Raw genomic sequence first — 14,995 nt, 5'->3', positions numbered from 1 at the left:
TTTAAATAATAAAAAGGATGAAAAATTGACAGAAAACACAAACATAGATAACGCTAATGGTGAATTTGAAAACCCATTAGTGTGGTCATTATTTGAGGTGTTGCAAGAGTCAAAACAAGTATGGAAAGTGCATACGTTATCAACTCATCTGATGGGAAAGGGATTACTTAATCATTTAGATGAAAATCCTGAGAAAGACTTATTTAAACGCAATTTTTTGATCATGAATGCACTTTATCAATTGCAAAGTGAGCTGTATCCAGAGCAATGGTTACAAGTAGAATCCATGAATATTTTGTTGTTTCCAGTGTCAAAAACAACAGAAGCGGAATGCGTTATAGATAAAACACACCCTTTGCGTGAATACTATTTAGATTGGTCAAATTACCAAGCGAATGAAGATGAAGTAAAACGATTATTAAATGAGTTTTGGAGTAGTTATCGACGTTACCTTGGTGGGAATAGTATTAAAACGATGGATCGCCACCAAGCATTAAAGTTATTTGGCTTATCAGAAAGTGCAACGTCAAAGGAAATCCGTAGGCAGTGGCGAAAACTAGGAATGAAGCACCACCCAGACAGAGAAACTGGTGATGCTAATACCTTTAGAATAATGTGTGAAGCGTGGAATATATTGAGATAGAGGTTGTTATAACTCAGGATCTAATTTTTCTTGGAACAGCAATCGAGCTCTTAATCCTGGATAATTATCACTTAAACTGATCTGCCCATCGTGTAGTTTCATGACCGTATTAACTAATGCGAGTCCTAAACCAAACCCATGCTGAGTGCGACTCGGGTCTAATCTAACTAATTGACCTAAGGCGCGCTCTCTATCTTCCGGTTTTATGCCCCTACCATTATCAGCAACCACCACACCAAAACAATCGACAATAACTTCGATAACGCCACCTTCATGAGTGTACTTAATGGCGTTATCAATAATGTTGAATACGGCACGGAAAATAAGGCTAGGGTTAGCGTAAAGTAAACAAGGCATTTCTTCTGTGAAATGAAGAGTTTGTTTTTTATCCGCAACCGTAGGCTCTGCAAATTCAATGGCATCACGTACAATTTTACTTAAATCGCACATCTCTTTATTGATAGGAGTCCCTCCATTTTCAAGATGATATAGCTCCATCATGCCATTGAAGGTTTCAAGTAATAAAGAAAAGTCAGACTGTATATTATCTAATTGTTCAGTGTGTTGTTGAGAAAGAGACTCGTCATAGAGCAGATCTTCTATTCTTAATTTAATTCGCCCCATAGGGGTTCTGAGATCATGAGCAATATCGACAGTTAATGATTTTAACTTAGACTCACTTTGCTCCATTTGTTCAAGCATTGAATTTAAATGAAGAGCCAATAAATCGAATTCGTTCATATCAGGACCGACTTTTAACCGTACATTACGCTCACCAAGCATCACTCGATTCATTGTTGCATTAACGAGGTTAAGGCGTTTTAGAATGTAGACAGCAATGAGAATTGCGATTAAACACAGAGCAATAAAAGGAAAGAACGTTCCCCAAATTACCGATGAATCTAATTGCTTTTTAAAGCTCTGATAGCGATTTTGGTCAATACCAACGACAAGTTCCGAACCATCAGGTAGGTTTATTTTGGTTGCCCGCATATCAGGAAGGTCAGTATTTGTAGAAGACTGTTTTATTTGTGCAATAACAGGATAAGCCGTTGCTGCAGTATTCGTTGGTGTAGGTGATGCATGATGAACGAATTGATAAATGTATCGGCTATCACCTTGAGTATTATTAATATTTTGTTGAATGGCATCAACACCCTCAGTATCGACAATCGCTTGTAGTTGCGCCGTTTCAGCTCTAAGCCATTCATCAAGGTTGTGGTTATACAGTTGAACAGAAGTTGAATAGAGTTGGTAAATAATCAACCCCATAACTAAAAATAGCCCGATAGCAAACCATATTAATAATTTTAAAATGGAGGAACGATAAAGCTCATCACGTTGTTCTAAGAACATAACCAGCTCCACGTACGGTTTCGATGAGATCCACTGCTCCAGAGTTATCTAATTTTTTGCGTAACTTAGCAATATGAACATCAATAACATTGGTTTTTGGGTCAAAGTGATAATCCCATGCAGCTTCAAATAATCGCATTCGAGAAACCACTTCATCAGCATTTTCCGCAAGATAACGTAATAAAATAAACTCTTTATTTTGTAATGGAACAATGTTGTCATTGATCGTGACTTTTTGCGAACGTAAATTGATGTTTAAATTCTTGATTTTCAGTTCGTTAGAAGCACTTTCAATCGGTCTATTTCGACGTAATATGATATTGATACGAGCTAATAGCTCAGCTAAAGCAAAAGGTTTGGTTAGGTAATCGTCACTACCTGCAGTAAGTCCTTCAACCCTTTGATCGACGCTATCTAATGCACTAAGAATAAGCACAGGGGTATTATTTCCTGTAGCACGAATTGCTGATAGGATTTTTAACCCATCAAGATTAGGTAGCATGCGGTCAAGAATGATTAATTGATAATCACAACTTATCGCCATCATTAAACCTTCTTTGCCATCATCAGAACTATCAACAATGAAGCCTTCTTGTTCTAGCGCTTTAGTCACAAAATCTCGAGTTGTTTGGTCGTCTTCAATAACCAATATTTTCATAACTTACTCTCTTATTTAGAGATTTTATTATAACAAGAAAAAAGTGTTGATTCACAATTATAGAAAAAACTAAGTAATGACTCTCAATTCTAAGGACTAGCAATAATACGATTTTCAATTTTTGCGTAAATTTAAGCAAAAATGAACATTTAGCTCTAGTGCGATATTAATCGATTGTTTATAAAACCTACGGCTATTGAGTAAGTTAAAAATAATCTTATATCGTGGTGGAGAAATAATATGAGTAATTATTTTGACGATTTTCCTGAAGAGAATCCGAAAAATGGCGTAGGGAAACAATTCAATTTTGAATTAGCGCAGTATTTTCGTGAACAACAAGAATCTAGTGATGAAGCGACATCAGAAATAATAACACTAGAAGAAGCGAGCAAAGCGTTAATCGAGCAAGAAGAACGTGAGCAAAGAGAATTAAAGCTCGAGTTTTTATCAAGAATTGAAGAATGTCCACACTGTAATGAGACAGAATTAAATATCTACCATTTTACGAGAGAATTATTTAGGTATGAATGCCAATGCTGTGGGATTTATGGCAATGGAATAAATGAAGCTGAAGCGTATCAAGCTATGTTATTGGCTATTGAAGAGGGCTTTGATTGGCGGAAACATCAGGTTGCATTGTAAAGATAAAGAGCCTTAACGGGGGAACATTAAGGCTCTGAGTTTACAACATAATATCTGGTACGAATATTATGAAGTTAAGCGTTCAAAATTGCCTTCATTTCTGCTGCAACTTTGTCTACTTTTCCTAAGCCAATAATGACTTGTAAACCACCTTTACCCATTGGTACAACACCAGCTGCGCCAAGAGCTTTTAATTTTGCACTGTCAGCAAGACCTGAGTCTTTAACTGTTAGGCGTAAGCGAGTAATACAGTTATCTACTTCAACGATGTTATCTGCACCACCAATCGCTTCGATATACGCATTTGTTACTTCAGTGATGTTCTCTGTTTGCTCATCTTTGTTCATGTCTTCGCCACGACCTGGAGTTAGGAAGTTGAACTTCTTAATCGCAAATCTAAAGATAGTGTAGTAAAGAACAAAGAATACAAGACCTTGTGGGATCAACATGTACCATTTCACTGCTAGTGGGTTTTGGCTTGATAGAACAAAGTCAACTAAACCTGCAGAGAAACCAAAACCTGCCATCCATTCCATGCTTGCTGCAATGAATAGAGAGATACCTGTTAAAATAGCATGAATTAAGTATAACCAAGGTGCAAGGAACATGAAGCTAAACTCTAGAGGTTCAGTGATACCTGTAAAGAATGAAGCCATTGCAGCTGCAAGCATGATAGAGAATACCGCAGCTTTGTTACGTTTTTCAGCACAGTGGTAAATAGCAAGTGCAGCGCCTGGAAGACCAAACATCATGATAGGGAAGAAACCAGCTTGGTACATACCTGTTTGACCTGGAATACCAGTACCATTAGCAATAGATTGTGCGCCACCTAAGAAGTTTGGAATATCGTTAATACCAACAACATCAAACCAGAATACAGGGTAAAGCGCATGGTGCATACCAACAGTTAGCATTAGGCGGTTAAAGAAACCAAATAGGCCAGCGCCAACAGCTCCCATAGATTGAAGTTGTGTACCAAAAGCGATCAATGCATCAAAAATAGCAGGCCATACGTACAGAAGAACGAATGATAAAGCCATACCTGCAATTGAAGTAAGGATCGGAACCAGACGTTTACCACTGAAGAAAGCTAATGCTTTAGGTAGTTCAACTGTCGAGTATTTGTTGTAAATTTCAGCTGAAATAATACCAACGATAATACCAACAAATTGGTTATTGATTTTGCCAAATGCCGCAGGAACTTGATCTAATGGAATGTTTTCAAGTTGAGCTACTACAGCAGGAGAAAGAAGAGTCGTTACTACGGTGAAACAAATGAAACCAGCCAATGCTGCAGAACCGTTTTTATCTTTACTTAAACCAAATGCCACACCAATAGCAAAAAGCATTGGCATTACATCAATAATGGCACCACCTGATTTGATTAAGAAAGCAGCAAAAACACTGTTTGCACCCCAACCAGTTGGATCCATCCAGTAACCAACACCCATTAATATTGCAGCAGCAGGAAGCGTAGCGACGGGAACCATCAACGCTTTACCGACTTTTTGCATGTAACCTAATACACTCATATCGTATTCCTCAAAAATTAATCTGTTATTTTTTAAACTAAGAGAAGAATACAAAAGGGTGGATTAACAAAAGATTGTGCCAACATTAACTTTAGTTAATGTTGGCACTTTAAGAATTAAAATGTGAGTGAGATCTAATTAATTCGAGGGGGAAATTAACCTGGGTGACCATCCACGCGTTTTGAGCATAGCATAGGTGCAAAATGCCAAATGAATAACCCAAATGCAATTGTCCAAAGAACGGCAGTAATGTTGATCATATCAAGCACATATTCTGGAAATGCAATCACTCCAAATGAGCGAATAAATGCCGCTAAAATGATAGAACTATAAGCAACCCACATTGACGGACCTTTATAGATTTCACGCCCAGTATGACCCATAGTAACTCGAGCAATCATTGCGAGAATAACACCGCCTAAGGCACCAATTGCAAATAAATGAATTCCGGTATGAGATGTAAAGTAATCAGTGCTTAATCCACGTAACAATAAACTCAGTGGGATACATAAATAGCCAGCATGAAGAGACCAAACAAGCGGCTCACTTAGTGTTTTATATCCTTTCCAACGAATCATTCTGATTAATTGGGCAACACCTGCAATAATCATCAGATATGGACTTACTTGTTCTGAGGTTAGAGGGAAAAAGCTCAAAATAAAGAGCATAGCTAATGGGATATTACATAACGCATCTAACCAAAGAATTGGTTGTGCCTTTTCAAACTGAAAACGACGAGCGGTAAAAAAAGGAATAACTCGAGCGCCCATTACGGAAAGTAATAGAGTGAACCACCAAAGCATAGACTCCCAAACTGCAGCAGAAGTAAAAGGAGGCATTCCTTTGATCGTTGCATAACTAGCAAAGTTGGCTGCGATAGCGACTACAAATAATGGAATGAAAAAGAAGTTTCTCACACCTTTTGTTTTGATTACACGGAAACCTACTTCATAGGCAATAGCAAGTATAAATAGGGCCTCTATGCTTGATGTTAGCCATAGTGGAGCCGGAGTCCAAAATAGAACTCTTGGCAATAACCATAATAAGACAATGAACCCGAGACGTTTATTGGATGTACCTTTAACCCCAGTCCAGTTTTGAACCGCACTTAAAACAAAGCCGGCAACAATAGCCATAGAAAACCCAAACAACATTTCGTGAACATGCCACCACAGTGCAGGAACTTGTAGGTAAGCCGGTTGACCCGTTTGGAAAGCCCAAACCCAAATGACGACGGTGATAATGGCATAAATGCTACCTAGTAAGAAGAAAGGACGAAAGCCTAAGCGTAGGATCGGTGGGATCTTTTCTTCAATGGCTTTATCAGTAATATTTATCATAATTTGTTCTCAATTTTTAGTGACAAAACAAGTATAACGCAAAGGTAAAATAATAACATGTATTTTTTATACATGTTTAAGGTTGGGGTAGATGCGTCTATTGAGTGCTTTTATGATTGTTGTTTTATTGTTAATAAATTAGAACAATAACTCGACATTAATGAGTCATAAGTTAAGATGAATTCATAAAAACGGTAAATGGATTAATGTATGAGCCAAAAGATTTATTTTGATACAGAGAACAAGTTTAGCTTCAAGCGTAGTACTTTAAATGCAGTAACGCGTTTGCATCATTTATTGATCCCAAGTCACGCGAAGAAAATGGGTCGTAAATTACTATTAACCCCAGTAAGAACCAAACCAAAAAACTCAGAGCCTAAAGGGTTAATAAAGAGTAAGTTGAGTTCATCCGAAGGTGAGCTTAGTCTTTATCAATTTGGTTCTGGTCCTACTTGGGTATTGGCCCACGGTTGGTCGGGAAATTCGAGTCAATTCTATCCATTAATGGAACACATCGCTTCTCAAGGTTTTACCGCCGTTGCTTTTGATCATCCAGCACATGGTGAGAGTGAGGGAAAGCATGCTCACTTACCTGCATTCATTGAAGGTTTAAATACTGTTTTGGATTTTTGTGATGAGGTTGTTGGTGTGGTGGCTCATAGTATGGGAACGGCAGCAGTGCTAGAGTGTCACCATCATAAATTAGACAAAACGCCTTTGCTTTTGATTGCCCCCGTTTTGAACTATACAGAGAATTTGTTTAATAGCATTGAGCGTTCAGGTTACTCAATGAAATTGTTTACAGCCATTGTTGGAGATATTGAGGCTCAATATCAGAGAACCATCGATAGTTTTAATCCGTATCAACGATTACAACAAAGAGAAACTCAAACAATTATCGTACATGATAAAGAAGATCGCTTTACCAGCTTTGAGCTTTCAAAAGCGGCATCGGATCAAATTGAACAAGTCACTTTATATCCAACAACAGGTTTGGGTCATGGGCGTGTAATGGCAAGTGATGAGGCTAAAAAAGCCTTTGATGCGTTAAGGTGATAATAAAGAGATGTGAAGCCGATGCATAGAATTAAAGTTATGCATCGGCTTTTTTATTATCTGAATAAAATTCGTTTAAACGGTGTTTTATCCATGATTAAAACAAATAATGTAGATACGGTTGCTGTACCAAATACAATAACAAAATCTCGCATTGCCAATGTTATTCCCATCATTGCGGTAATATTTAAGAACACAACCACAAATAGCAAATGGCAGACGTAAATGCCAAGAACATGTTTACTTAACGTGAAAGTGATAGGGTGATGGCCAAGTCGTGGTTTAGATAACAAAAGAAAAAACACGCCAATTCCCATTAATGGAGTGCCAATTAAAAAGTCATGCAAGTTAAAAGGCACATCAAACTGAGTTAACGAATACGCCTCACTAAAATGAATAGCAAAACCAACCAGTAATAAAATCAAAGCGTTAGTTGATGAAAGCGTAATCTCTCTTCTTCGTAATTCAAATCCGATGACCACCATTAAGGTACTAAAGAAAGGGCCATTTCGAGTAAAAAATGGAGTCCAAACTTCAGTGAGTGTTTGATAGCTACCGCCTGCGAGGCCGTATACATATAAGATCACAGCGACAGGAACAAGCCATGTCGTTTTTTTAAAGTGAATTAATAATCCAATAATTGAAACGGCGATAATGAGTGCAGGGATAAACCATAAATGCACCATGCCACCTTCAAATAAAGCGTTTAATGGGTTCTGTGTTAACCAATTCCAGTACCCCGTGCGCTCTGCTAGATACCCATTTTCAGCGACTTTTCTCCAATGAAAAGGCAAAGCTAAACTTAACACGCTCCATACTATCCATATTTTAAATAAAGGAGCACAGTAAGATTGGATCGTTTTTAAAGGAGTATGCGTTAATTTAGGTTGAATAAAATAACCAGATAAAATGAAAAAGAAAGGAACCGCAAAACGGGTTAGCTGGTTAAATATATTGCCGAAAACTGGGAAATCATCCATTAGCAGATAAGTCATGAAAACTTGTGAGTGTAAAGCGATGATCGCGAACATAGCAAGAAGGCGTCCTAACTCTAAGCTAGCGATTTTATTTGTATTTTCCATTATGAATACCATTAAATTTTTCGACAATCTACCAATCTGTTTTTTAATAAAATATGAGATAGATTAATTTTGTAGAGGTTGAGCAGAAGATGTTTACGAAATTGAGATTGCTTTCACATATAAGGTTTACTTTTAAAAATGAAATTATTTGATAAACGCATTGACCTTCCCCTAAGTGGAGGCTTTAGTATGGGTTCAATTCTTTAATGTAGAGTGTTATTTGTGATTACTTCTTTTTCTAAATGGTTAGTGACAAGCGTTACGCTGATGGCATTAGTGCTATCAAGTGTTGCTTACAGCTACCCGATGAAAATGGAAGTGATGAAGATGAATATGACACAACATCAAGAGATGATGGCGTCAGATTGTCATTCAACACAAAGTGACACTACAGAGTGTAATATGAACACGATGACAATGAATTCTGATCATCATTGTTCAGATAAAGGGGAAACTTGTTGTAAAACGGTTTGTATTGCTTCCGTTTTCGCTTTACCTTCAAATTTATATGCTTATATAAACTCAACATCATCAGCAGTTCACTATCCTCAATACAATGAGCAACCTCGTTCATTTATTTCTTCTTCTTTATTTCGACCTCCAATTCTTTAATTCCAGTAAAAACTTATTAAATCAATTAGCTAAATAGTTTTTTATCTCTATTTATCGGTTTAATTATGGCGGTGATCTGCTTATTAGATCGCGTCATTATTGGAATAAACTCATGAAAAAATTACGACTTATACGTTTTAAAAAAGCGTGGTTGGTTTCTGCTATTTCAGTGGTGTTATCTCATCAAGTGATGGCGGAAAACCAGTTAACACAACTAATTGAGCAAGCGTTATCCTCTGATGCGAGCAGAGAGCAAATATATGAACAATCTCAAGCGATGCGAGCGACAGGTATTGCGAGCTCAACATTGGCTGATCCAACATTAAAAGTAGGATTTGGCGGTTTACCTGTTGATAGCTTCAAGTTCGATGAAGATCCAATGACGAATATATCTGTTGGATTAATGCAGAAATTTGGTCGTGGCTCAAGTTTGGACTTACAACAAAAGCAAATGGGGCAACAAGCAGATGTATTAGCGATGCAAGTTCAAGTTCGTGAATTAGAGGTTGCCAATGCAATTAGTCAGTTGTGGATTGAACTTGGATTTTTACAAAAAGCAGAAGCGATCTTACATGAAAATCGTCGTTTACTGACTGAAATGGAATCGTATATCAATACTAATTACTCTATTGGTAAAAGTGAAAGCCAAGACTTATTGCAAGCGCAATTACAACTCACTCGTTTAGATGAAAAAGTGCAGACCAATAAGCAATCACAAGAGCGAATTTATGCACAGCTATCAGAGTGGTTACCGAATTTACCTCAGCAGCAATTAGATAAAATCAGGCCACTTAACTGGGATTATTTAGATCAAATTTTGGAGAGAAATGCTCATAGTTCTACTGATTTTTATGAGTTATTAAAAAACAACCCAACAATAAAAATGAGTGAATTGGCCATTGTTGCGACAAAAACAAAAGTTGATATTGCTGATGAATCTTATTCGCCCCAATTTGGTGTAGAAGTGATGTATGCCTATCGTCAAGCTAATGGTATGGGAGGTCAACCTGCATCAGATTTAGTTAGCGCTTATGTCACTATGGACATTCCCTTATTTACAGATAAACGACAAGACCAAAATTATGCAGCTGCTCAATATCAAGTGGGATCAGCGAAATCACAGCGTGATGTGTTATTGCGTCAAATGAATGCGAAAGTGAATGCATTATTAGTGGATAAAAGCAATCTAGAGCAGCGTCTTACTCGCTATGACGAAACGTTACTGCCTCAATCAAAGGAGAGAACAAAAGCGGTTGAGCGTGGCTATGAAAATAATACCGCACAATTTAATGATGTCATTTTAGCCTCTAATGATGAGCTGAGCTTAGAGTTAGAAAAACAACGGTTAATGAGTGATTTAGATAAAACAAACAGTAATTTAGCTTTTTATCTAAACGGTTTTAATTATCACGTATCTGCCCCGCAATTGTCGCCGTCTAAGTATTAAGGAATAAAACATGAAGTCATTAAAAATTGCCGTACTATCAGTGGTTATTGGCGGTGCTATTGGTGCTGGAAGTATGAACTTATATTCAGCACATTCAATGAACATGGTGTCGATGAATTCCGATAGTGCCTCAGTCAATTCGAATAACGAACCTTTGTATTGGGTAGCTCCGATGGATGCAAACTACCGTCGTGATCAACCAGGTAAATCACCAATGGGTATGGATTTGGTTCCTGTATATGCTGATGATGCTAAAGGTGAGAAAGCACCTGTAGGGACAGTGACGATTGACCCAAGTGTGGTTAACAATCTTGGAGTGAAAAGTGCATTTGTAGAAAAAACGATTCTCTCACCAAATATCGATACCGTAGGTTACATTGCTTTCGATGAAAGTAAATTATGGCAAGTGAACGTACGAGTTGCTGGTTGGGTTGAAACACTCAACATAAACGCGATAGGCGAGAGAGTAAATAAAGGCGATGTGCTATTTACAATTTATTCTCCAGAGTTAGTCAAAGCTCAAGAGGAGTTATTGAATGCCTATCGAACAGGGCGTAAAGGTTTGGTAAAAGGTGCGCGAGAACGTTTGTATTCATTAGGTGTTGATAAACCCCAAATTAACTCTATTGTTAGAACAGGTAAAGCTAATAAAAACATAGAGATAAAAGCAACTTCAAATGGTGTAATTGCGAGCCTTAATATTCGTGAAGGAGGGTATTTATCACCTTCACAAATCGTGATAACCGCTGGTCCATTAGAGGACGTATGGGTTGATGCCGAAGTATTTGAACGTCAAGCTCATTGGTTATCTTCGGGTAATAAAGCAGTAATGACACTGGATGCGGTTCCTGGAAAAACATGGGAAGGTGAAGTGGATTATGTTTATCCCATTCTAGATCCAAAAACACGTACTATGCGTATGCGCTTGAAGTTTGATAATCAAGATGGTGCCTTAAAACCAAATATGTTTGCCAATATAACCATACAGCCTAAAACCAAAGAGGAAGTATTAACTATTCCGCGTCAGTCTGTTATTCGTTCTGGCGGTATGACTCGCGTAGTATTAGATGAGGGAAATGGTAAATATCGTTCTGCTCGAATTGTTGTAGGACGAGAAGCAGGGAATAAGACAGAAGTTGTTAAGGGGTTGAAAGAAAACGATAAAGTAGTTAAATCTGCTCAATTCTTATTGGATTCTGAGTCAAGCAAAACCGCAGAATTAAGCCGTATCAATGGCCCTGAAAACAGTATTTGGATATCGGGTGATATCACTATGTTAATGGCTGATTTTGGGATGGTGACTTTTGAACATAAAGCCGTTTCACAATGGGATTGGAAAGCGGGGGAAATGAATTTTTCGGTTGAAAATAACATTGACCTTTCTGCTTTTCATGAAGGTGAAGCCGTTCAGTTTTTAGTGCGAAAAGACAATGATGAATTCAAATTACTAGAAATTGAAAAAGAAGGGGAAGCATTATGATCCCCGCAATTATACGTTGGTCTATTAAAAATCGATTTTTAGTTTTAGTTGCTACTTTTGCTCTTGTTGTTGCAGGAATTTACAGTGTAAAGAATACGCCTGTTGATGCTTTGCCGGATCTTTCAGATGTTCAAGTGATCATCAAAACAAGTTATCCAGGACAAGCACCACAAGTGGTGGAAGATCAGGTTACTTATCCTTTAACGACAGCCATGTTAGCCGTACCTGGAGCTGAGACGGTTCGAGGTTATTCATTTTTTGGCGATTCTTATGTATATATCATTTTTAACGATGATACTGACATGTACTGGGCACGTTCGCGTGTTTTAGAGTATTTAAGTCAAGTTGCGCCTAAGTTACCAGCAGAAGCAAAACCCACATTAGGTCCAGATGCTACTGGTGTTGGTTGGGTGTATAGCTATGTATTACAAGATAAAACCGGTCAGCATGATCTTGCTGAACTACGCAGTTTGCAAGATTGGTTTTTAAAATATGAATTACAAACGGTTGATGGTGTATCGGAAGTTGCTACGGTAGGCGGAATGGTAAAGCAATATCAGGTTGAAATTGACCCTGATAAGTTAAGAGCTTACAACTTAACCTTACAACAGGTTAATAAAGCCATCAAAGAGGGAAATCAAGAAGCTGGCGCGTCTGTTGTTGAGATTGCAGAAGCTGAACATATGGTACGTACATCAGGTTACTTAAGCAGTATTGAAGATATTCAATCCTTACCACTAAAAGTAACAGATAAAGGTACGCCACTGTTATTAGGTGATATTGCTGATATTAATTTGGGCCCACAAATGCGCCGAGGGATCTCTGAGTTTAATGGAGAGGGGGAAGCTGTTGGTGGTGTGATTGTGATGCGATTTGGTGAGAACGCCAGCGAAGTTATTGCTAACGTGAAAGAAAAGTTAACTCAACTTCAAAAAGGGTTGCCAGATGGCGTTGAAATAAAAGCTACTTACGATCGCTCAACATTAATCGATCACGCAGTGAAGAACCTTTGGGAGAAATTAGCTGAAGAGTTCATTGTTGTTGCAATTGTTTGTGCTCTGTTCTTATTCCACATACGGTCTTCATTGGTCATCGCATTAAGTTTACCCGTTGGGATCTTGAGTGCTTTTATCGTAATGCATTGGCAAGGTATTAACGCCAATATTATGTCCTTAGGTGGTATTGCGATAGCCATAGGCGCAATGGTGGATGGCGCGATCGTAATGATCGAAAACGTTCATAAGCATATAGAGAAAACCCCATTAACCGATAAAAACCGTTGGCAAGTGATTGGTAAAGCGGCAGAAGAAGTCGGTCCACCGCTATTTTTCTCATTACTTATCATAACCTTAAGTTTTGTGCCTGTTTTTGCTCTTGAAGGGCAAGAAGGAAAAATGTTTTCTCCATTAGCCTTTACTAAAACCTTTGCGATGGCGGCATCTGCTGGCTTAGCTATTACGTTGGTACCCGTATTAATGGGCTATTTTGTACGAGGAAAGATCTTACCTGAGCATAAGAACCCAATTAATAAAACACTGGTTTCATTATATCGACCGTTACTTAATGTGAGCTTGCGTTTCCCTAAAACGATGTTACTTGTTGCTATGGTGCTAATGGGCTCCGCTTATTATCCAATATCTAAGATGGGGAGTGAGTTTATTCCTCCATTAGATGAAGGAGATTTAATGTATATGCCTACTACATATCCTGGCATATCCATTGGTAAAGCACGAGAACTATTGCAGCAAACCAATAAGCTAATAAAAACAGTACCTGAAGTAGATACGGTATGGGGAAAAATAGGTCGAGCAGAGACGGCGACTGATCCAGCACCATTAACGATGATCGAAACGGTTATTCAGTTCAAACCTAAAGATGAGTGGCGTGACGGCGTCACAACTGAATCAATTAAAAACGAGCTAGACCAACTGATTCAATTTCCCGGAATTACAAACGCATGGGTAATGCCGATTAAAACTCGTATCGATATGCTGGCGACAGGGATTAAAACACCAATCGGAATAAAAGTAGCAGGACCAGATCTTAACGTCATTGAAAAGATAGGTGCTGAGTTAGAACCGATTTTAAACAATATCAAAGGAACGACTTCTGTTTACGCAGAGCGTGTTGCTGGTGGTCGCTATGTCACGATTGATATTAAACGTCGTCAAGCTGCCCGATATGGATTGAATATTAAGGATATTCAGCAGGTTATATCAACAGCCGTTGGTGGAATGAATGTTGGTGAAACCATTGAGGGTCTAGAGCGTTATCCAATTAACGTTCGGTACCCGCAATCGTATCGAGACTCAGTCGTTAAATTACAAAACTTGCCTCTTATCACATCGAGTGGTGCTCGAATTGCTTTGGGTGATGTAGCGGAGATCCGTTATGAAGATGGGCCACCTATGATCAAAACTGAAAATGCACGCCCAAATGGCTGGGTATTTGTTGATATTGATGGAAGGGATCTTGGTTCATATGTTCATGAAGCACAGCAAGCAGTACATGACCAACTGGATCTTCCTGCTGGTTATTCGTTGGGGTGGTCAGGGCAATATGAGTATATGGAACGTGCTAAAGAACGTCTAACCACAGTTGTCCCAATTACGATTGGCATCATTATGTTGCTTTTATATTTGAGCTTTAGACGATTTGGTGAAGTGTTAATTATCATGGGGACATTACCGTTAGCTATGGTTGGTGGCCTCTGGTTAATGCACTTACTTAATTTTAACTTTTCAATAGCAGTCGGTGTTGGGTTTATTGCATTAGCTGGTGTTGCTGTAGAAATTGGTGTGATCATGTTGGTTTATTTAAATCAGGCATGGCATGAAAAACAGCTCATAGCACAAGAGAAAAACAATGTATTAACTCAACAAGATTTAACTCATGCGATTGAAGATGGTGCCGGTTTACGTGTTCGTCCTGTGATGATGACGGTACTAACCGTGATTATAGGTTTAATCCCAATTATGTATGGCTCAGGCACAGGTTCTGAAGTGATGCAACGAATAGCTGCTCCTATGATTGGTGGAATGGCATCAGCTTTATTATTAACGCTACTTGTATTGCCCGCTGTATTTAAATTATGGAAACAATCGCAGTGTAAATAAGGTTTATACCATTTTTATTGGTGTTTAAACC

Annotated in this window: 12 protein-coding genes; 7 read left to right on the top strand and 5 right to left on the bottom strand. The window is 38.2% G+C overall.

Features of this window, described 5'->3' with window-relative positions:
* Positions 1 to 25 precede the first annotated feature (25 nt).
* The gene (locus tag AVFI_RS19255) at positions 26 to 643 is read left to right on the top strand and encodes a DNA-J related domain-containing protein (RefSeq protein ID WP_054775831.1); all 618 of its coding nucleotides are present in this window, start codon (positions 26 to 28) and stop codon (positions 641 to 643) included.
* Between the two features lie 6 nt (positions 644 to 649).
* Here AVFI_RS19255 and AVFI_RS19250 read toward each other — a convergent pair whose 3' ends face one another.
* Both AVFI_RS19250 and AVFI_RS19245 read right to left on the bottom strand, forming a co-directional pair.
* Positions 650 to 1,999, bottom strand: a complete 1,350-nt coding sequence (locus tag AVFI_RS19250; protein WP_054775832.1) for a HAMP domain-containing sensor histidine kinase — start codon at positions 1,997 to 1,999, stop codon at positions 650 to 652.
* Positions 1,980 to 2,657 carry a response regulator transcription factor gene (locus tag AVFI_RS19245; protein ID WP_005422561.1) on the bottom strand — a complete coding sequence of 226 codons (678 nt, stop codon included), beginning with the start codon at positions 2,655 to 2,657 and terminating at the stop codon, positions 1,980 to 1,982. The genes AVFI_RS19250 and AVFI_RS19245 overlap by 20 nt, the downstream gene beginning before the upstream one ends.
* A gap of 240 nt (positions 2,658 to 2,897) precedes the next feature.
* Here AVFI_RS19245 and AVFI_RS19240 point away from each other — a divergent pair, with 240 nt between their 5' ends.
* Positions 2,898 to 3,299 carry a hypothetical protein gene (locus tag AVFI_RS19240; protein ID WP_005422562.1) on the top strand — a complete coding sequence of 134 codons (402 nt, stop codon included), beginning with the start codon at positions 2,898 to 2,900 and terminating at the stop codon, positions 3,297 to 3,299.
* 74 nt (positions 3,300 to 3,373) lie between these two features.
* On the opposite strand, the gene nagE is transcribed toward AVFI_RS19240, so the two are convergent.
* Positions 3,374 to 4,831 (bottom strand): N-acetylglucosamine-specific PTS transporter subunit IIBC, encoded by a 1,458-nt coding sequence (nagE, locus tag AVFI_RS19235; protein ID WP_188863709.1) that lies wholly within the window; start codon positions 4,829 to 4,831, stop codon positions 3,374 to 3,376.
* Positions 4,832 to 4,986: 155 nt separating this feature from the next.
* Positions 4,987 to 6,171, bottom strand: a complete 1,185-nt coding sequence (locus AVFI_RS19230; protein ID WP_188863708.1) for an NnrS family protein — start codon at positions 6,169 to 6,171, stop codon at positions 4,987 to 4,989.
* Positions 6,172 to 6,381: 210 nt separating this feature from the next.
* On the opposite strand from AVFI_RS19230, the gene AVFI_RS19225 reads away from it, so the two are divergent.
* Entirely contained in the window at positions 6,382 to 7,227 is an 846-nt protein-coding gene (locus tag AVFI_RS19225) for an alpha/beta hydrolase (RefSeq protein ID WP_188863707.1), read from the top strand.
* Between the two features lie 56 nt (positions 7,228 to 7,283).
* Here the strand turns inward: AVFI_RS19225 and AVFI_RS19220 are convergent, their stop codons facing one another.
* Positions 7,284 to 8,309: an acyltransferase gene (locus AVFI_RS19220; RefSeq protein WP_188863706.1), complete on the bottom strand. Its 1,026-nt coding sequence runs from the start codon at positions 8,307 to 8,309 to the stop codon at positions 7,284 to 7,286.
* Between the two features lie 222 nt (positions 8,310 to 8,531).
* Between AVFI_RS19220 and AVFI_RS19215 the strand changes: the two genes are divergently transcribed.
* From AVFI_RS19215 to AVFI_RS19200, 4 genes are all read left to right on the top strand, one after another.
* Complete coding sequence (locus AVFI_RS19215) at positions 8,532 to 8,921, top strand: hypothetical protein (protein WP_054775839.1); 390 nt, start codon at positions 8,532 to 8,534, stop codon at positions 8,919 to 8,921.
* A 112-nt stretch (positions 8,922 to 9,033) separates the two neighbouring features.
* Positions 9,034 to 10,368, top strand: coding sequence for a TolC family protein (locus AVFI_RS19210; RefSeq protein WP_188863705.1), 1,335 nt, complete (start codon positions 9,034 to 9,036; stop codon positions 10,366 to 10,368).
* A gap of 10 nt (positions 10,369 to 10,378) precedes the next feature.
* Entirely contained in the window at positions 10,379 to 11,848 is a 1,470-nt protein-coding gene (locus AVFI_RS19205) for an efflux RND transporter periplasmic adaptor subunit (protein ID WP_188863704.1), read from the top strand.
* A complete protein-coding gene (locus AVFI_RS19200) occupies positions 11,845 to 14,964 on the top strand; it encodes an efflux RND transporter permease subunit (RefSeq protein WP_188863703.1) in 3,120 nt (1,039 codons plus the stop codon). The genes AVFI_RS19205 and AVFI_RS19200 overlap by 4 nt, the downstream gene beginning before the upstream one ends.
* The last annotated feature ends 31 nt before the right edge of the window (positions 14,965 to 14,995 follow it).

Source organism: Aliivibrio fischeri ATCC 7744 = JCM 18803 = DSM 507 (assembly GCF_023983475.1).
Taxonomy (GTDB): domain Bacteria; phylum Pseudomonadota; class Gammaproteobacteria; order Enterobacterales; family Vibrionaceae; genus Aliivibrio; species Aliivibrio fischeri.
Note: the sequence above shows the minus strand (reverse complement) of the source record. Positions and strands in the feature narration are given on the sequence as shown.